This window comes from Nannocystis bainbridge, assembly GCF_028368995.1.
Lineage (GTDB): Bacteria > Myxococcota_A > Polyangia > Nannocystales > Nannocystaceae > Nannocystis > Nannocystis bainbridge.
Genome location: NZ_JAQNDL010000001.1, coordinates 3,679,285 through 3,698,417, shown reverse-complemented (window position 1 = coordinate 3,698,417; position 19,133 = coordinate 3,679,285). Strand labels below are relative to the sequence as shown.

General features: G+C 71.2%; 14 protein-coding genes. 3 read left to right on the top strand and 11 right to left on the bottom strand.

The genetic code is table 11. The features are described from left to right. The first annotated feature begins 654 nt into the window (after nt 1-654). A complete protein-coding gene (locus POL25_RS14455) occupies nt 655-2,133 on the top strand; it encodes a hydroxymethylglutaryl-CoA synthase (protein WP_272086585.1) in 1,479 nt (492 codons plus the stop codon). Between the two features lie 280 nt (nt 2,134-2,413). Here POL25_RS14455 and POL25_RS14450 read toward each other — a convergent pair whose 3' ends face one another. Both POL25_RS14450 and POL25_RS14445 read right to left on the bottom strand, forming a co-directional pair. Further along, nucleotides 2,414-2,932: a J domain-containing protein gene (locus POL25_RS14450; protein ID WP_272086584.1), complete on the bottom strand. Its 519-nt coding sequence runs from the start codon at nt 2,930-2,932 to the stop codon at nt 2,414-2,416. Between the two features lie 216 nt (nt 2,933-3,148). Next, nucleotides 3,149-3,931 carry an SDR family oxidoreductase gene (locus tag POL25_RS14445; protein ID WP_272086583.1) on the bottom strand — a complete coding sequence of 261 codons (783 nt, stop codon included), beginning with the start codon at nt 3,929-3,931 and terminating at the stop codon, nt 3,149-3,151. A gap of 210 nt (nt 3,932-4,141) precedes the next feature. Between POL25_RS14445 and POL25_RS14440 the strand changes: the two genes are divergently transcribed. Beyond that, on the top strand, nt 4,142-5,746 hold the full coding sequence (locus POL25_RS14440; RefSeq protein ID WP_272086582.1) for a leucine-rich repeat domain-containing protein: 1,605 nt from the start codon (nt 4,142-4,144) through the stop codon (nt 5,744-5,746). Nucleotides 5,747-5,813: 67 nt separating this feature from the next. Here the strand turns inward: POL25_RS14440 and POL25_RS14435 are convergent, their stop codons facing one another. From POL25_RS14435 to POL25_RS14400, 8 genes are all read right to left on the bottom strand, one after another. Next, entirely contained in the window at nt 5,814-7,955 is a 2,142-nt protein-coding gene (locus POL25_RS14435) for a type VI secretion system Vgr family protein (RefSeq protein WP_272086581.1), read from the bottom strand. Between the two features lie 434 nt (nt 7,956-8,389). Beyond that, nucleotides 8,390-8,896 (bottom strand): TM2 domain-containing protein, encoded by a 507-nt coding sequence (locus POL25_RS14430; protein ID WP_272086580.1) that lies wholly within the window; start codon nt 8,894-8,896, stop codon nt 8,390-8,392. Further along, complete coding sequence (locus POL25_RS14425) at nt 8,893-9,465, bottom strand: hypothetical protein (protein WP_272086579.1); 573 nt, start codon at nt 9,463-9,465, stop codon at nt 8,893-8,895. Before POL25_RS14425 ends, POL25_RS14430 begins: the two co-directional genes overlap by 4 nt. A gap of 71 nt (nt 9,466-9,536) precedes the next feature. Beyond that, nucleotides 9,537-10,091: a hypothetical protein gene (locus POL25_RS14420; RefSeq protein ID WP_272086578.1), complete on the bottom strand. Its 555-nt coding sequence runs from the start codon at nt 10,089-10,091 to the stop codon at nt 9,537-9,539. A 159-nt stretch (nt 10,092-10,250) separates the two neighbouring features. Continuing rightward, on the bottom strand, nt 10,251-11,399 hold the full coding sequence (locus POL25_RS14415; RefSeq protein WP_272086577.1) for a Kelch repeat-containing protein: 1,149 nt from the start codon (nt 11,397-11,399) through the stop codon (nt 10,251-10,253). 26 nt (nt 11,400-11,425) lie between these two features. Next, entirely contained in the window at nt 11,426-12,988 is a 1,563-nt protein-coding gene (locus tag POL25_RS14410) for a TolC family protein (RefSeq protein ID WP_272086576.1), read from the bottom strand. A gap of 144 nt (nt 12,989-13,132) precedes the next feature. Then, entirely contained in the window at nt 13,133-16,237 is a 3,105-nt protein-coding gene (locus tag POL25_RS14405) for an efflux RND transporter permease subunit (protein WP_272086575.1), read from the bottom strand. Next, the gene (locus POL25_RS14400; RefSeq protein ID WP_272086574.1) at nt 16,234-17,223 is read right to left on the bottom strand and encodes an efflux RND transporter periplasmic adaptor subunit; all 990 of its coding nucleotides are present in this window, start codon (nt 17,221-17,223) and stop codon (nt 16,234-16,236) included. The genes POL25_RS14405 and POL25_RS14400 overlap by 4 nt, the downstream gene beginning before the upstream one ends. A gap of 430 nt (nt 17,224-17,653) precedes the next feature. Between POL25_RS14400 and POL25_RS14395 the strand changes: the two genes are divergently transcribed. Next, nucleotides 17,654-18,241, top strand: coding sequence for a TetR/AcrR family transcriptional regulator (locus POL25_RS14395; protein ID WP_272086573.1), 588 nt, complete (start codon nt 17,654-17,656; stop codon nt 18,239-18,241). Between the two features lie 56 nt (nt 18,242-18,297). Here POL25_RS14395 and POL25_RS14390 read toward each other — a convergent pair whose 3' ends face one another. Further along, a complete protein-coding gene (locus POL25_RS14390) occupies nt 18,298-19,122 on the bottom strand; it encodes a hypothetical protein (RefSeq protein ID WP_272086572.1) in 825 nt (274 codons plus the stop codon). Nucleotides 19,123-19,133 lie beyond the last annotated feature (11 nt).

Here is a 19,133-nt window from a genome sequence, read left to right as displayed (position 1 = left end):
GAGCGCCCGGGCCCGCGGCCCGCTGCGGCAATCATCGCAGCGGCGCGCCGTCGCTATGATTCATCGCAGTGGCGATCGCGCGACATCAGGCGGAGCGTGCATGCATGAATCACATGCGCGAGTCGACGCCGCCTGATCGCGGACGCGATCGGGCGTCATCGCCGCATCGCAGCAAATAGCGGCTGCGTCGAAGATCGCGCGGAGATCGGTAGGGCGTGATGATGGGCGCGAGCGGGCATCATCCCGCATCGCAGCGAATCGCGGCAGCGCCGCAGATCGGGCGGAGATCGGTAGCGCGTGATGACGGCGCGAGCGCAATGCATCGCTGCATCGCCGCGAATCGCGGCACGTCGAAGATCGCGCGAACACCGGTGGCGCGTGATGGCAGGCGCGAACGAGCGTCATCAACGCATCGCCGCAAATCGCGGCACGTCGAAGATCGCGCGAACAACGGTAGCGCGAGATGACAGGCGAACGAGCGTCATCGCCGCATCTCCGTGAATCGCGGCAGTCACGAGGAACGCGCGAGGGCCCGGGTGGACCGCCTCTGCGCGGGGTTTCGCCCGCCTCGGGAGCAATGTCGTGAGTCGCGCGAATCATGGTCCGTGGCGCGGCGCACACGGGTGAGCGAGCGATTCGCGTAGGGTCGGCGCCATGTCCGATGTCCTTGCACCCGCGAATCCGGGCCTCTCGGGGCTCTCGTTGTACGTACCGCGGCCGCGCGTCCCGCTGGCCGCGTTCGCCGAGTGGACGGGCGCCGATCCGGGCAAGCTGGCGGCGGTGGTGGGCGACGCGTTCCGCGTGCCGCAGCCCGACGAGGACGTCTATACGATGGCGGCGGCGGCGGTGCTGCGGCTCTTGCGGCAGCACGACGTCGATCCTGCGCGGGTCGGCATGCTCGCGCTCGGCACCGAGTCGAGCGTCGACAACGCGGTCGGCGCGGTGATCGTGCGCGGCATGGTCGACGACGCGCTGCGCCGCGAGGGGCGGGCGCCGCTGCCGCGCGATGTCGAGGTGCCGGAGGTCAAGCACGCCTGTCTCGGCGGGATGTATGCGCTCAAGGCGGCGCTGCGCTACGTGCAGACCGACGGGGCCGAGCGGGTGGCGATCGTGGTGGCCGCCGACATCGCCCAGTACGAGCGCGGCAGCTCGGGCGAGCCGACCCAGGGCGCGGGCGCGGTGGCGATGCTGGTCGAGCCGCGGGCGCGGCTGCTCGCGCTCGACCTGCGGGCCGCGGGCAGCTCGTCGGACGAGCGCGGCTGGGACTTTCGCAAGCCGGTCGCGCGCCACTTCATGCGCGAGTACCCGGACGGCTGCCGCGGCGAGCGCGACTTCCCGGTGTTCAACGGCAAGTACTCGACGGTCTGCTACGTCGAGGCGGTGGTGCGCGCGCTCGATTCGGCCTACGCGCGCGGCGGCGGCGATCCCCGGGCGCTGCTGGCCGAGCCCGCGGCGCTGCTGCTGCACCGGCCGTACGATCGCATGCCGGTCGCGGCCCTCGGCGCGGCGTGGGTGTGGGCCTGCGTCCGCGCCGGTGATCGCGAGGCGCTGGCCGCCGCGTGCCTCGCCGCCGACGTGAGCTTCGACGCGCTGATCGCCGAGCTGGCCGCCGATGTCCATGCGCGGGACGGTGTGCGCGCGCAGGGGGGGGAGTTCGATCCGCTCGCGCGCACCCAGGCGGTCGCGCGCCACGTCCAGGGCGAGCCGGCGTTCGCGCGCGTGCTGGCGGCGACGCAGCCCGGTCGCACCCTGGTGAGGCAGCTCGGCAACCTCTACACGGCGTCGCTGCCGGCGTGGATCGCCGCGGCCTTCGCCGACGCGCACGCGCGCGGGCTGGCGTGGGAGGGCGCCGCCGTGACGCTGATCGGTTACGGCAGCGGCGACGCGGCCGAGGTGTGGCGCGGCCGCGTGACGCCGGGCTGGCGCGAGGCGGCGGGGCGCAGCGACCTGGCGGGTGCGCTGGCCGGGGCGATCGATGTCTGCCGCGAGGACTACGAGGCGCTGCACGAGCGCCGCGCCCCGGTGCGCGAGCTGCATGCGCCGCGGCCGTTTGCGATCGCGGGTCGTGGCGTGCGCTACGACAAGAGCTGGCAGGACGTCGGGGTGCCGCACTACCGCGTGAACGAGGAGTGACGTCGAATGGCGAAGAGGACAGGTCTTGAAGGGCATGTCCTTGGGGACATATATCGACCTCGTCGTCGGTGGTCCGCGGTCTGCTCGGTTCGCGGGTCGGGGCGCCGCGCGAACCGCGTGAACGAGGAGTGACGTCGAATGGCGAAGAGGACAGGTCCTGAAGGGCATGTCCTCGAGGACATGCATGAGACCTCGACGTCGGCGGTCCGCTCGGGGAGCCGGTCTCTACCGCGCGAACGACGACCCGAGCGGACCGCGGCGCGGCTCACCCTCGGTGAGGTCAGGGCGCCGGTCGTTTGCGGCGCGGTCGCTTGCCGTCGCGGGCGCGGCGGGCGAGCGCTTCGTCGTGGGCCTCGCGCAGGGCGCGGAACGCCTCCGGGTCGCCGCCGCGGTCCGGGTGAGTGACGAGCGCGCGCTGGCGAAAGGCGGCGCGGATCTCCGGCACCGTCGCGTGGGGCGTGAGCCTGAGCAGCTGCCAGATCGACGCAGGGGCAGGCTCGCGGTTCGCTCGCGGCGCGGCGTGGGTGGTGGTGTCCTTGTCCGTCGGCGAGAACGGCGGCTCGCCCATCAGCACGCGGCCCCACGCGCGCGCCCACAGCGGCTCGATCTGGACCAGCGCGCGGCCTGCTGCCTTCTCGGCCCGGCGCAGCGCCTCGTCGCGGGTGCGCGCGCCCCCCTCGGAGGCGTCAGGGCGGCGGAACGGCTCGCGGCTCGGCGGCGCGGTCCACCAGGCGGCCCACAGGAAGCGACGCCGCCGCGTCGGGGCGATCGAGACGGCTGCGGCGAACAGCTCGGACACGCGGCGGAGCTTACTCGAATTCGCGGCGCGAGGTACGGCGCGCAGGGCTGGCGCGACGCGGTCGTACGGAAGACCGGTACGTTTCGCAACCCGGCCGCTCGCGCTTCAGGACGAGCGGGCCGAAGTCACTCGTTCATGAGGATATGTCGATTTGGACATATCGTTTGGGACATGTCGATTAGAACATGTCCTTAAAGACGCATGAGCGGCGACGGCTCAGCGCCCAGGCGGCGGGCCGCCGAGCGTCGCCTCGATCGTGGCGATGTCCTCGGCCGCGTAAAACTTGGCCTGCATCGCGTGCATCTCGGGGCGGGTGAACACCTCGGCGCGCGGGGCATCGATCGCGGCGGCGATGACCTCGGCCACCTCGGCCACCGGCTGCGCGCCGGGGATCTGGCGCGAGTCCATGCCGCCGTGCAGCGCGTTGTTGCCGAACTCGGTGGCGACCACGCCGGGCAGCACGGTGGTCGCGTGGATCTCGGGGAACTGCGGCCGGAGCTCGATGCGCACGCTGGCCATCAACGAGTTCACGGCGGCCTTGGCCGCGCTGTAGGCGCTGCGCATCGGGGTGAAGGGGATCCGTCCGAGCATCGACGACACGGCGACGATCTGGCCGCGCTGGCGCTGCTTGAAGTGGGGCAGCACGGCCTGCACGGCGTAGAGCACCGACTTGAAGTTGGTGGTGATCATGTCGTCGACGTCGGCCTCGGTGAGCTGCGAGGGCGGGCGGGAGATCCCGCGGCCGGCGTTGGCGACGAACACGTCGAGGCGGCCGAACTGGGCCAGGGTGCGCGCCACCAGTTGCTCGTTGTCGGCCTGGCGCGAGACGTCGGTGGGGACCGCGAGCGCGCGCTCGCCGAGCTGCTCGGCGACGCTCGCCAGCGCCTCCGCGCCGCGAGCCGCGAGCACGACCGTGGCCCCGCGTGCGTGACAGAGCTGAGCCAGCGCTGCGCCGATCCCCTTCGACGCGCCAGTGATGACGATGACCTTGTCCTTCATGGCCGGCATCGTAGGCAATCTTCGCCGGACAAGCAGCCGGACCGGCGCCGCGAGGCTCGTCGCGTGGCGACCTGGCGCCCGCCGAGCCCGCTCGACAGGAGGGCGCGGATCATCCTCCGCGGGGGCCTCGGCCAGACGCATCGCTGCGCGCGTGCGCCTGGGCCCGTAATTCGCCCACCGGGTCGCGGCGCTCGCGTGTACCCTCGCGACATGGGACGTGCGCGCGCGCTCGTCGGCGGTCTCGCGGTGCTGCTCGCCTGCACCCCGGACCCTGGGCGTGCCATCGCCGGTCCTTTGGGACAGGTCGTCCTCGACCCCACCGACCCGCCGCACGATGCGGCCGACGTCGAGCCCGGGCTCGCGATGTCGTTCGACCCGCCGCGCGCGCTCCTTTACCGCTGCAAGCAGCCGGCCCCCGTCGACTCCGGCTACCGCTTCGAGCTCGACGGCGCGTCCGTCGATCCTCGCATCACCTCGCTCGCCGGCGGCGACCTCCCGCGAGCGGGTGACATCATTCACCTCGACCTTCGCAGCGACTCGCGGTCTCCGCTGTTCGCGCCGGACGAACCCGTCGCCCGGGGCAGCGCCAGCATGGTGCTCGGGCAGCCCGGGCTCTACAGTTACTTCACCGTCAGCGCCCACCCCGACGCCCTCGAGCTGGCGTACGACGGCGGCGCGCGGCACCTCGTCCACCTCCAGGCCGAGGACCTGCCGGGCCGGCCGACGGCGACGCTCCGCCAGCTCCGCGGCCTGTCCCTTGGGACATGGAGCGACGACGTTGCCGCCGCGCTCGCGCGACTCGACGGCGCGGGGCTGGTGCTCGACTACACGCTCGCCGACGGCCAGCACGCCCCGAATTTACGGCTCCCGCCCCGCCTCCACGGGCTGCGCCTCGGCGTCGCTCTCGGCGACTTCCTCGGCCTGTTGCGCGGCGAGATCACAGCGGACGGGCCGCTGGTGCTCGCGGATCTCGCGGACCTGGGGCAGCTGCGATACCTCCACCTCGATGTCACCCAGATCGCCTCAGGCGGGCCGAGCTGGGTCGACGCCGCCGACCTCGCGCGGCTCGCAACGCTCGAGCACCTCCGGATCGACGCCTCGCTGCCCGTCCACGACCTCGAACGGCTGCGCGACCTCACCCGCCTGCGCGTCCTCGATCTGTCGGGGCGCCGCCAGCTCACCGACCTCGGATTTGTCCCCGGCCTGCCGGCGCTGCGCCGGCTCGACGTCGGCCGCACCGGCGTCACCAGCCTGGCACCGCTCGCCGGTCACCCGCAGCTCGTCGAGCTGCTCGCCGATGGCAGCCCGATCGCCGGCCTGCCCATGCCGCCGCCGCCCGCGCTGCGCACCCTCGGGGTGATGGCGACCGGCCTCGACGACGCCATCGTCGAGGAGTTCGCCGCGCTCGCGCCCGCGGTCGACGTGCATCATCGCTGGGATCAAAAGCTCGCCGACGTCGGCGCCTGCGCGACCCGCATCGTCGTGCGCGCGGGCGGCGTGTGTCACCGGCGACCCGCGTTCGAGCGGGTCTTCTTCGTGCACGAGGACCCGGCCGCCGTGCGCGAGCTGTTGCCGCTGCTGCGCCTCGACGAGTCGCTCAGCGACACCTCTTGCATGTGCTGCGGCGCCCTGACGATCGAGCTCCACCGCGACGCCGGGCTGCTGGCCGCTGTGAGCCTGCACCACGGCAAGACCCTGCGCTGGTACGGCTGGCCCGGCGACGGCCGACTCGCCGATCCCGCGCCGCTGTGCGCCTGGCTGACGCGGCACGGCGCGCCCGACGTGTGCAGCGAGCGACAGGACGGCGACGAATGAGCCCGGCCGGGTGAACGCGGCCCGCGGTAGCGACCCGATCGGGCCGCCGCGGGCCGTCGCGATCAGCTCACTTCGAGCCGCGCTCGGACGGCGTCGCCGCGGTCGGGGCGGCGTCGTTGGCGTCGCTCGCGGTGTTGGGGGCGGCGTCGGTCCCGCGCAGCGGCGCGCCGGCGCTGTTGATGTAGACCATGTTGCCCTTGATGTAGATGCCGCCGGCGTTGATGGTGATGAACCCGCCGGGGCCCTGGATCGTGAGGCCGCTGCCGGCGTCGAGCACGATCTTGCTCGAGCGCAGGTGGATCTCGTCGGCGGCCTCGATCGCCAGGCGGCCGCCGATGGTCGTCTGCTCGTTGCCGTCGACGATCCGCGAGACGTGCCCGTCGACCTTCTCGAGCGTGTTCTTGCGGGTGTGCTCGTGGCGGTCGCCGTCGATCAGCTCGAGCTTGTCGCCGAGCGTGTGCATGTCGAGGCGGCCGACGCCGTCGATGCCGCCGATCAGCAGCTCGACGTCGCCGCCGAGGTGGGCCTTGGTGTTGCGGTGGATCTTCAGGTGGTGGTCGTGGAACAGCTGGACGAAGCTGTCGCCGGCGGTGCCGCCCTCGTCGTGGCCGACGGTCACGTGCGAGTTGTTCCACACCGTCGAGAAGGCGTCGTTGTTGACGCGCACGTCGATGTTGCGCTCGGCGTGGAGGAAGATCTGCTCCTCCTTCTTCTTGTCCTCGAAGCGGAACTCGTTGTAACCGCCGCCGCCGAGCGAGCTGTCGGACTTGATGGTGCTCTTGGTCTTCTGCTCGGGCAGCGGGTACGGCACCTCGTTCTGCCCGTGGTAGATGCGCCCGGTGATGATCGGCCGGTCGGGGTCGCCCTCGAGGAAATCGACCAACACCTCGTGACCGATGCGCGGGATGAACATCGCGCCCCAGCCGTTGCCGGCCCACAGCTGGCTGACGCGGCACCAGCAGGTGCTGGTGTCGTCGAACGCGCCCTCGCGGTCCCAGTGGAACTGGATGCGCACGCGGCCGTACTTGTCGACGTGGACCTCCTCGCCCTCGGGCCCGGTGACCACCGCCGACTGCAGGCCGCGCATCACCGGCCGCTGGGTGACGCGGGCCGGCCGGAACTGGACCTTGAGCTCGGTGACGGCGAAGGTGTTGTCGTACGAGCTGGCCTCCTGGCCGTCGTGGTCGAGCACCTGCGGCTGCTCGCCGCGGTGCTGGACCTCGACGATGCGGTACTGGGTGTTGAGCTCCTGCTGCGAGTGACCGGCGAGCGTCATCGTCATGCCGGGCGTGAGCCGCGGGCAGTCGCTGACGCCCTCGCCGCGGCGCCGCGCGGCCTGCAGCTCCTCGAGCCGGATCTTCGCCAGCATCTGGCCCTCGTGCGGGCCGGCGCGGCCGGGGTCCTGATATTCGCCGGGGAAGTCGTAGGCCTCGAGCTCGGGCTTGGCCTTGCCGGTCTCCTTGACCTCCATGTTCTGGTCGGTCTTGTGGAGGTTCTTGTCGCGCAGCGAGACGGTGCCGGTGCGGATCCGTCCGCCGAAGCGAAAGCCCTTGACGTGCTCGCGGTCCTGGATCGCGCCGTCCGGCGGGTTGAACCACACGGTCGAGTCACCGGCGATCGCCGGGTGGGCCTGGCTGCTGTCGGCCATCACCCACACGTGCTTGCCCTCGTCGTGCTCGAACCAGTAGCAGATCCCGTCCTCCTCGAGCAGGCGGCTGACGAAGGCGAGGTCGGTCTCGCGGTATTGCACACAGTAGTTGCGCGGGCTGTACTTGCCCGTCAGCGCGAACCGGAACCGGTCCTTGCCGAGGCCGGCCCGCGTCAGCACCTCGCTGACGATCTGCTCGGTGGTCTTGTCCTGGAAGATCCGGCAGTCGCTGCGGTGCAGCAGCAGGTGCGCCGACGGCCCGACCTTGAGCTCGTAGAGGTCGAACTCGCGGGTGTGGCCGATGTACTCGGCGTCGTAGACGATGCCGTGCACGTGGCGCGCAGCCTCGGCGCCCTCGATCGTGAGCACCGCCGTCTGGCCGAGCACGCCCTCGGTGTCGAGGTCGATGCCGGCGACCTCGATGCGGAACTCGAACGGACTCGAGATCGCCTCGCGGCCGCTGAAGCGGACCACCCGCAGCGAGGCGCCGCCGACGTCGAGGGTGAAGATCGCGTCGCTGGATTGCAGCACCGAAGTGGGATTGGTAACGTCGACAGCCATCGCTCGGGGGCCTCAGGCCCTCGTTTCGCAAGATAGGTGGAGCGGCGAGACGGCGTCAACACGGGCGATTGCGCGGCGACTTCGAATGCGAAGCTGCGCCCGCGGACACGAAGATCCGCGCGCGCACGCTTCCGCGCGTGGGCGATGCTGCGCAGCGACGCCGAGTTCGCCCGACCGCGCGCGCGTTCACGCCCAGTGCACATTCGCGGGCGCCTGCGGCCCCGATGGCGAAAGCCGAGTTCGCCGCAGGAGCGGGACCGGCGCGAGGTGACGGCGCCGTCACGCGCGCGAGGTGCGGACATTCGCCGCCGGCGAGCGCGATTGCTCGGACCCGCCAATCGCGCCGAGTCGGCGCATTCAAATCACCGGCCGTGCGGCCTGCAGCGCGGCGACGCGGCCCCGGCTGCGAGCCACAGGCACGACTCGCTCGACGCTCAGCGCGCCAGCCGCGAGTTGAAGCGCACGTCGAACTCGCGCTGGCTGGCGAGGACCAGCAGCAAGGTCTCGATCAGGCTGATGACCATCGGGATCAGCGTCCAGAAGAACAGCAGATAGACGATGCCCATGCCGGTCTGGCCGAGATAGAACTTGTGGATGCCGAAGCCGCCGAGGAAGAAGGCCAGGAGCGCGGCGACCCACTTGTTGCGATCGGCGACCCGCACGAGCGCCCCGGCGGCCGGGCCCTGCGTCATCGTGTTGGTGTTCTGGACGACGATGTTGATCGGCTGCGGATAGCCCTGGGCCGGGTACATCATGTTCTGGGCGGGCATGGCCCCGGGCTGGCCGAACGCCTGCGCCTGGCCTTGAGGCGGAGAGGCCATGGGTTGCTGGCCGGGGCCGGCCTGCATCGCCTGGGCCCACCGCGGGTCGAACACCGGCGGGGTTGCGAGCGGAGCAGGGGCGGGCGAGCGCGGGGGCGGCAAGGTCGATAGTTGATTCATGGGCGAAGGTCCTGGGCGAGGGATGCGGGGCGGGCTGCGAGGGAGAACTGGAGTCGACCGCTGTCGAGGTCGATGTCGGCGTCCATGTGGCCGCCGCGGCTCATGGCGGTCAGGGCGGCCTCGGCGTCGGCGAGCGAGAGGTCGAGCGCGCGCGCGACCTCGACGACGGTCAGCGGGCCGGGCGTGCGCGCGGCGAGGGCGAGGATCCGCTGCTCGCGCGCCGCGGCGAGCGAGCGCCGGCTGTCGCGCGCGATCACGTGGATCACGGCGGCGGCGATCCACAGCGCCGCGGCAGCGACCACGCCGGGCAGCACCAACAGGCCCGGAAGCGCGAGGCTGCTGACGAGCGCGAGCCACGACAGGAGGACGACGCCGCCGAGGATCGCCACGCCGCCGACGATGAGCCGGCCGTGCGCCGCCAGGCCGCGCTGGACCGCGACGCTGGTGCGCGGGTCGGCGAGGCGGGTCGGTGCGTCCGAGGTTCGACGCGCAGGGGCTGCCGGTGCGGAGATGCGTATGCCGTTCGGTCCGCCGATCGAGAGGCTGTTGGCGTGGTCGTGGTCGTGCATGGGCAACAGAGATCCATCACGACGCCGCGAGCGATCGCGGCGCCGTCGCGCGAGCGGTAAGGTCGTTCAGGCTATTTTTTGATGCCGCCGTGGGTCGAACAGCAGCCGCCGTGAGGCTCGGTGCAGGTCGGCGAGGGCGTGCCGTCGTTGCACATGATCGTGCTCTTGGGGATCAGCGAGTCGCCGTTGCGGGTCGCGGCGCAGTAGGCCGTGCCGGCGCCGATGGCGGTGATCAGAGCGGCGGTGAGCAGCGGCGGCGCGGTGAACGGACGGCGACGGGGCGGCTTCGGCGGGGGCGGCGGGGGCCGACCCGAAGCGGCCATGGCCGCCTCGAAGATCGTGCGCAGCTTGTAGACCTCGGGGGCGCGCAGGGGCCTGTCGTCGGCCAGCTGCTTCCAGAACTCCGGCACCGGGTAGCCGGAGTGGCGCTGGATGAGGCTGCAGAGGTTGTGGGCGAACTCGTGCGGCGAGACCCGCTCGTCCGGCAGCCGCGAACCCGCCTCGGCGAGCAGCGTCAGCTCGAGCAGGAGCCGCATGTCCTGATTGTTGTAGGCGTCGGCGAGGTAGTCGCGCAGCGCCAGCCAGGCGCTCGCGTTGGTGGTGGAAGAAGAGCGTGGCGACGTCATCACGAGCCCGGGGCCGACGAGGGACCTGGGAGGTAGTGCAGGCTCCCGCCGCTTCCGGTCATCGGGAGCCGCCGCGACGCACGAAATTTTGCAGGCCGCACCAGGATGCGTGGTTCACGGCCGGCGATGTCGGAGGAAGGGCGACAGCGCCGGCGTGAATCACAGCCGCTTCGAGGTATAGGACGTCCGCTCGAGCAGCTCGAGCTTGGCCCGCAGCTCGTCGGCGATCGCTCGGACCGTGGCTTCGGGGAGCTCGCCCTCGACGGTCATCTGCAACGAATGGCCGTTGTCGACGAAGCGCACGACCACGCCGTCGACGCGGACGCGGACGGTGTTGTACGCGTCGTCGTCGTCCTTGAGCACCTCGTGGGCGATGGACGGGCGGAACAGCTGCCCGGCGAGGTCGAGGTCGGGCGGGGCTCCGAGCGCCGTGTCGAGCTTCTCGAGCTGCTCCGCGAGCTGGTCGCCCCAGCCGACTTCGCGATACCAGCAGGCTTGCCGCAGATCCCACAGGTGATTGCGCTGACGGTCTTCGCGGTGGAGCTCGAAGCGAGGCCAGCGGCGATCGGTGAGGCGCTGCCACTGCCAGGTGTCGAGGTCGAGCCGCCAGTCGTCGATGTTCTCGACGAGGGAGGTGTCACCGCCGAGCTCGAGCTTGCCGCGCTGGACCACGATCGCGCGGCCGTCGTCGGTCAGCGCGGCGCCGTGGCCGTGAATCCACCCGGGCATCTCGCCGCCGGTGGGGATGGTGGTGATGGCGAAGGTCCCGAGGTCGAGCGCGAGCACCTGCGTGTGGCCGGGCCGGCGCTCGTTCTGGTAGCCGATGCTGCCGATGAGGATGATGCGGTCGCCGACGCGCGTGGCCGAGTGGCCGTCGGTCGGCGGGAACACGTCGCGCGGGTAACCGAAGATGTCGATGCGACCGTCGGGGTGGCGGACGACGACGTCGTTGTAGATGAAGAAGTCGGGGTCGTAGTAGTCCTCGTGCTCGCCGGCGACGAGGATCTGGCGCCCGTCGGGCAGCTCGGTGGTGCTGCGACCGAAGCGCTCGAAGCACCAGCCGGGGCCGGCCGCGAGGGCCGAGGGGCCGTCGAATTGCCGGGTGACGCTCCAGGCGTTGACGCCGGCCCGCACGAGCCAGGTCCACACCGGATTGGTAAGACGCTCGGGGTTGGCGGCGCCGTATCGCGGCGAGCGCCACTCGAGGAACTGCTCGCGCGTGAAGTCCGGGGGCGGGGGCGGCGGCTCGTCGGCGTCGTCGTCCTCGTCGTCCTCGTCGTCGCGTGGGTCGTCGTCGGCGCCGGTCATGTCACGCCGATGCATAACACGGGCGCTCACTTCGGGTTGAGGCGGCCGGTCGCGTACAGCAGGCGGGTGGTGGCGACGTGGAGGTCGATGCGCGAATTGACGGCGCGCAGGGCCGCCTGCACCTGCTCGCCCTCGGCGGCGATGATCTCGTTGGTGGTCGCGGCGCCCTGCTTGTAGTTCTCGCTGGCGACGCGGTAGGCCTCGACCGACGAGGCCAGGCCGCGGGTGCTGAGCTCGATCCCGGCGATGGCGCGCTCGCGGTCGTGGAAGGCCTGCGCGACCTCGATGGCGATCGCGCGCCGCAACTGCTCGGCCTGCAGCTCGAGCTCGCGCTTGTTGGTCTTGAGCTCGCGGACCTGGGCCTTGGTGCGCAGGCTCTGGTTGATGGTGTAGCTGAGCTGCACGCCGACCGACCACGAGGCCCGCCACACGGGCGACAGCGGGAAGAACCGCTGGTTGGGGTTGGCGTACAGGGCGTCGGCGAAGGCGTCGAGGCGCGGGTAGTAGCCGGCCCGGGTGGCGCGGATGTTCTGATGGGTGCCGTCGACGGCGCGCTCGAGCGAGCGGACCTCGAGGCGGTTGTCCTGGGCCTCGGCGATGAGGTCGTCGACCGTGGGCAGCTCGCCGAGGTCGCGCGGCGGGGCGAGGATGTCCTCGCCGACGTCGTAGGCGCGGGTCGGCTCGTTCATCATGACGGCGAGGTTGCGCTCGGCGATCTTGCGGAAGGCGCGGGCGTCGGCGATCGCGGCCTGCTGCGACGACACGAGGGCGTCGACGCGGAGCACGTCGGAGCGGGTGGCGGAGCCGGCGGCGAACAGGTTCTCGGCGTCGACGAGGCGCGACTGGGTCCGCTGCAGCGAGTCCTCGATGACGACCAGCGAGGCGACGCCGCGCAGCCAGTTGTAATAGGCGAGGCGGGCGTCGGTCTGGACCTTGACGCGCTCGGCGTCGCGGGCGAACACGGCCGACTCGCGCGCGGCGAGGGTGCCCTTGCGGGCGGGCGCGAGCGAGAGGATGTAGTCGGAGATCGGGACCGAGAGGTTGGCCGACAGCGAGTAGGAGTTGAGCGGGATCTGGATCTTGAACGGCGGAGTGATGACGAGCGGCACGCCGGCCGGATCGAGCGCGCACTGGCCCCCGCCGCCGGGGCAGTCGCCGACGACGATCGGGGCGACGCCCTCGGACGGGCCGTTGACGGCGGCCACGCTGGCGCCGCCGCCGAAGTTGATCGCGGCCTTGGACAGCCGCGAGTAGCTGGCCTTGACCCCGAGCGTCGGCAAGAAGCTGACGATCGCCTGGTCGACGCGGGCCGCGGCGCGCTCGATCGCCTCCTGCTTGATCGCCAGCGACGGCGACACGGCGATCGCTCGCTCGGCGACGGCGTCGTCGGTGAGCCCGCCGGCCACCGGGGCGAGGCCCTTGCCGAGCGGGCCCGCGCGCAGGATCTGCTCGAGCTCGGCGACATCGACGGCGACGGTCCGGGAGGCGGCCGAGTCGACGCCAGCGGCGCGGCGCGGGTCGGGCACGGGGCCGGCGTCGACGGGCGGAGCGGCGAGGGCGACCACGAAGAGGGAGGCGATGGCGATCATGCGGCAGTGCTCGATCTGGCGCCGCCGCGACGGGCGGCGCCTGGATGGGCCAAAGTGACAGTGTGAGATTTTCGAGAGGACCGTCGCGGCTGCGACGGCGGATGGCCTTCGGGACAGCATGTCCCGAAGGCCATGTCGTACCTGCTAGTCGAGCGACTCGGCCGGGGCGTCGCCGAACAGCTTGCGGGCGATCCAGCGGGTCGAGCGGGCGGTCACCATGCGGTCGAACAGGAGGTAGGAGACCGGGACGACGACGAGGGTGAGGACCGTCGAGGTGATCATGCCGCCGATGACGATGACGGCCATCGGCGCGCGAGCCTCGCCGCCCTCGCCGAGGGCCAGGGCGACGGGGACCATGCCGAAGATGGTGGCGGCGGCGGTCATGACGATCGGGCGCAGGCGGACGCGGCCGGCGTTGACGAGGGCGGGCACGATCTCCTGCCCGCGCTTGCGCTCGTCGTTGGCGAAGTCGACCAGGAGGATCGCGGTCTTGGTGACGAGGCCCATCAGCATGATGAGGCCGATGAACGAGAACACGTTGAGGGTCATGCCGGCGAGGTAGATCCCGCCGAAGGCGCCGATGACCGACAGCGGCAGCGAGATCATGATGACGACCGGCTGGACGAAGCTGTTGAACTGGGCGGCGAGGATCATGTAGACGAGCACGATCGCCAGGCCGAGCGCGAGCAGCATCGCCTCGAACGACTCCTTCATCATCTCGGCGTTGCCGATGTAGCCGGTGCTGAGGTGGCCCGGGATGACGCGGGCGGCGGCCTCGTCGAGGATCTGCTGGGCCTCGCCGAGGGTGGCGTCGCGCAGGTTGGCCAGCAGCAGCACCTGGCGCTGGCGGTTCTGGCGCTCGATCTCGCTGGGGCCCGACTCGCGCTCGACCGAGACCAGGCTGGCGAGGTCGATCATCTGCCCGGTGGTGGCGCGGACCTTGAGGTTGCTGAGCGCCTCGATCTGGGTCCGCTGCGCCTCGGGCATCTGCACGATCACGTCGTAGATGTCGGAGCCGTCCTTGAGGTCGGAGATGGTGTCGCCGGCCATGAGCGAGCGGATGGTGCGGGCGACAGAGGCGATCGGGACGCCGAGGTCGGCGGCCTTGTTGCGGTCGACGTGGACGGCGAGCTCGGGCTTGCCGCCGCGGAAGGTGACGTCGAGGTCGACGAACTTGCCGGTCTGGGCCAGCTCGTCACGCAGGGCGGTGGCGGCGGCGGTGAGCTCGGCGAGGTCGTTGCCGCGGATCGAGAACTGGATCGGCTGGCTGCGGCCGCCGTCGCCGCCGAGCGCGTTGATCTCGGCGACGGTGACCTGGACGCCGTCGATGCCGGTCATGCGGTCGCGGACCCATTGCATGGCGTCGCGCTGGCCGAAGCCGCGGTCGTGGCGGCCGATGAGGATGACCTGGATCTCGGCCTTGTTGACCTGGGCCTGCTGGCCGCCGCCGATGGTGGTGAAGGTGGTCTTGACGCCGGGCAGGTGCTCGCGCAGGTCGGCGGCGACGGCCTCGGCGGTGGTGATGGTGGCCTCGAGGCCGGTGCCGGTCGGCAGCTCGACCTGGACGGCGAACTGCGAGCGGTCCTGACTCGGCATGAACTCGCCGGGCACGCGGGTGACGAGGGCGACCGAGCCGACCAGCGAGAGCACGGCCAGCAGCACGGTGGTCCACGGCCAGCGCAGGGCCCAGCCGAGGATGGCGGTGTACACCCGCTCGAACCCGCCAAAGGCGCGGTTGAAGGTGCGGGCGAACCAGCCGGGCTGGTGCTCGTGGCCGTGGCGCATCAGCACCGACGACAGCATCGGCGTGAGGGTGAAGGAGACCAGCATCGACAGCAGCACGGCGACCGAGACGGTGATACCGAACTGGAAGAAGAAGCGGCCGATGATGCCCTTCATGAAGGCGACCGGCACGAACACGGCGACCAGCGAGAGGGTGGTGGCGATGACGGCGAGGCCGATCTCCGACGTCGCGTCGAGGGCCGCGCGCATGCGGCCCTTGCCCATCTCGAGGTGGCGGTAGATGTTCTCGATGACCACGATCGCGTCGTCGACGAGGATGCCGATCGACAGCGACAGGGCCAACATCGAGATGTTGTTGAAGGTGAACCCCAGGTAGCTCATGAACGCGAAGGTCGCGACGATGCTGGTGGGGATCGCCACCGCGGCGATGAAGGTCGCGCGGAAGTCGTGGAGGAAGATGAGGATCAAGAGGACGGTCAGCGCCGCGCCGAGGGCGAGGTCGAACTGCACGTCGTGGATCGCGTGCTCGGTGAACACCGAGTTGTCGGTCGGGATCGCCGCGGTGATGCCGTGCTTGCTCAGCAGCGGCTCCATCTCGACCAGCTCCTCGCGGATCCGTTCGGCCAGCGAGACGACGTTGGCGCCGCTCTGCTTGCGGACGATGAGGCCGATGGCGGCGTTGCCGTCGAGGTAGGAGGCGGAGCGGGCGTCCTCGACGTCGTCGAGCACCTCGGCGCAGTCCTTGACGCGGATCGCGGCGCCGCCGACCCCGACGATGACGATGTCGCCGATCTCGCCGGCGCTCTTGATCTCGCCCTTGGTCTTGATCGTGAGCTCGTTGCCGCCGCTCTTGATGTAGCCGGCGGGCAGCTCGAGGTTGCCGGCCTTGATGGCGTTGATGACGTCGTCGACGGTGAGGCCGAAGCCGGTCATGCGCGCCGGGTTGACGAGGACCTTGATCTCGCGCTCGCGGCCGCCGATGACGTCGACGATGCCGACGCCGGGGATCTGCTGGATGCGCTGCTTGACCTCGTCCTTGGCGATGCGCGTCAGCTCGCCGATCGGCAGCTGGCCGGCGAGGGCGACCGAGAGCACCGGGGTGGCGCCGACGTCGAGCTTCTGCACCGTCGGCGGGTCGATGCCGTTCGGCAGCTCGCGCTCGATCGCGGCGACCTTGTCGCGGACGTCCTGCACGGCCTGGTCGCCGTTGACCTCGAGCTCGAACTCGAGGATCACCGCGGTGACGCCCTCGTAGTTGCGCGAGGTCATGCGCTTGACGCCGCTCAGCGACTGCAGCGCCTCCTCGATCGGGTCGGCGACCTTGGACTCCATGGTCGCCGGGTCGGCGCCCGGGTAGACGACGGTGGTCGTCACGACCGGGAACTCGACGCTGGGGAACATCTCGACCCCGATGCGCGGCAGCGCGTAGAGGCCGAACACCATGAGCGCGGCGATCAGCATCGCCGCGAACACGGGCTGTTTGATCGAAATTTCGGCGAGCTTCACAGCTTGGCCCCCGCGGTCGGCGACCGCTTGCGCTTGGCGCTGGCGACGGGTTGCTCCTTGCCGGCCGCGGCCGGGGCGGCGGCGACCTCGGCGGCCGGCGGGGTCAGCTCGACCTCGACGTACATGCCGGGGCGCAGCAGGTTGTCGGCGTTGGCGACGTCGGCGACGATCTCGATGGTGCGGGTCTGGGCGTCGACGGTCGGCTGGATGCGCACGACGGTGGCGCTGCGGGCCAGCTCGAGCGCGCTGAAGTGGGCGGTGATCGTCTGACCCTCGCGGATGGTCTTGAGCGCGGCCTCGGGGATGCGCGCGCGCAGCTCGATGACGGACTGGTCCTGGACGACCATCACGACGGTCGGCGGCATCATCGTCACCGACTCGCCGACGTGCTTGGCCTTCTTGGTGACGACGCCGTCGATCGGCGACGACACGGTGGAGTCGCCGCTGTTGCGCTTGGCCATCGACAGGGCGACCTCGGCCTGGCTGATGCCGTTGCTGGCGCTGGTGAAGGTGGCCTCGGCCCGCTCGAGCACGGCGGCGGAGATGGTGCCGGACTGGGCCAGGCGTTGCTGGCGCTCGAGCTCGCGCTGGGCGTTGTCCCGCTGGATGGTGGCGCCCTGCAGCGAGGCCTCGGCCTGGGCGATGCCGAGGCGGCTGGCGCGGGCGTCGAGGCGGAACAGCAATTGACCCTTCTTGACCCGCTCGCCCTCCTCCACCATCACGTCGGTGAGGGTGCCGCTCATGCGCGGGCTGAGGTCGGCGCTGTGCTTGGGCAGGGCGGTGGCGACGTAGCGGCCGGCGGCGCTGGCGGTCGGCGCAGCGGCGGCGGGCCCCTGCTCGGGCCGCGGCGGGGGACCCGGGACCTTGGGGGCGTCAGCGCCGTCGGCCGCGCGCGCCGGGGGGAGACCGATCTTCGGCTGGTCGCCGCTGTCGCACGCGAAGGGGATGAGCAGCGCCGCCCCGAGGAGCAGGCGTGAGAGGTGCACGGGTGTCATTGCTGGGGCCGCCTCGGAATGTGAGTAGCTTCGATTGTCCGCACGCGTGCCATTCGCACGCGCCATAAATGCATCGACCAGGGTCGTATCATCACAGGTGATGACATTGTCCGGCGATTTCAGGCAGGCGTGAACGCGCGCCTTTTGGGGCATTTAGTTAGTGAGTGAGCACGTTCTAACTCGGGGCCCGGGCGGGCGCAAGAAAAATAAATGAGCAATCACTTACTTTGAATTTGCCGGGCTAGCACCGCTCAGGAGCCGAAATTCGGGATGTGCGGAATCGAGCTGGGTCCGGCAGCGGGCCGGGCGACCGTCCGGAAGCGAGCGCGTCCACACGCGCGGCGGCGGGCGCGCAGGTGTGAGCGTCCGGTGATTGGAGAGGGTGGCGTGTTATTCAGAAGGTGGCACCCTCCAATCGGCGATGCGACCGCGTTCTTTCAGCGACGATGAGCTCCTCGACACCGCGCGTCGGTGTTTCCTCGAGCACGGCCCGAGCGTGTCGACGGACGTGATCGCCCAGGAGCTCGGGGTGTCGCAGGCGGCGCTGTTCAAGCGGTTCCGGACCAAGCAAGAGCTGATGGTGCGGGCGCTGATCCCCCGCAGCCCGCCCTGGGTCGCCGACCTCGAGAAGGGCCCCGACGAGCGGCCGGTGCTCGAGCAGCTGCACGAGCTGGCGGCCAAGATGGACGCGTTCCTGGTCCAGCAGATGCCGTGCATCTCGGTGCTGTCGGCGGCCAAGACCCAGCCTTCGAAGGTGCTCAACTGGGAGAAGGAGGGCTGGCCAGGGCTGCGTTCGCACCGCGCCGTGGTGGCGTGGTTCACCCAGCTGGCGGACGCGGGCCGGATCGTCGCGCCGTCGCCGAGCTCGCTGGCGACGGCGTTCGGCTCGAGCCTGCAGGTGCCCCACTTCATGCGCCACGCCCTCGGCGCGGCGGCGCCGGAGCTCGACCCGAACTATCGCGAGCAGATCGTCGAGCTGTTCTGGCGGGCGATCGAGCCGCGCGGGTGACTCTTGGGGTATGTCCGCGGGGACATGCGCGATGGGACATGGTGTAAAGGACAGCGTCAGCGCGGGCCGCGGCGGGCGTACCACGGCCGCTCGGTCGCGGCCGAGATGACGGCGCCGGCGATCGCGGTGCCGGCGATCAGCATGACCCAGAAGTAGAGGTCGAACTGGAGCGTGGGCGGGGGAGCGTCGACGACGATCCACCACAGCGCGGCGAACAACACGTGCAGCGAGAGCAGGACGACGACGGCGAGGCTGGCCAGGAGCAGGTGGCTGCGGCCGAGGTGGTCGCCGGCGCGCCGCTCGAGCGCGCCGCTCAAAGCCTCGGTTGACAGCACCATCGGGCCGCGTCGCGGGGCCGCGAGCTCGAACGGCGGGTCGCCAGCGCGGTACGGGGAGGCGCCGCCGGGCTCGCCGCTGCGGCGCAAGAGGCCGCGCACGAACACGCGCTCGCCGTTGTCGAGGCTCGCGCGCCGTCGCTGGTGAGCGGGCGCGAGGGTCTCGGCGGGGCCGAGGGCGTCGAGCAGCAGCGGAGCGTCGCCCGGCACGACCCGCACCGCGGCGCCGCCTTCGAGGCGCAGGACGAACGGCCGGGCGGCGGTGGTGCGGCTGACCTCGCGCCAGTCGCCGTCTTCGCGCTCCTCCTCGAGCGTGACCTCGATCGCCGCGGCGCCGTCGCTGGTCTCGACGGTGCCGGCGAGCGCGACCGGGCCGTTCGTCAGCGGCGGCGGCGTGGTCAGCGAGGTTTGCTCGAGCCGGGCCTGATCCCGCAGCCGCCGCGCCAGCAGGTAGAACACCGCGGCGGTGACGAGCAGCGCGAGCGCGGTGGCGGCGACGCAGGCCAGCGCCGGGGTTCCCGCGATCTCGCCGACTCCGCGCGCCACTGCGGTCGACG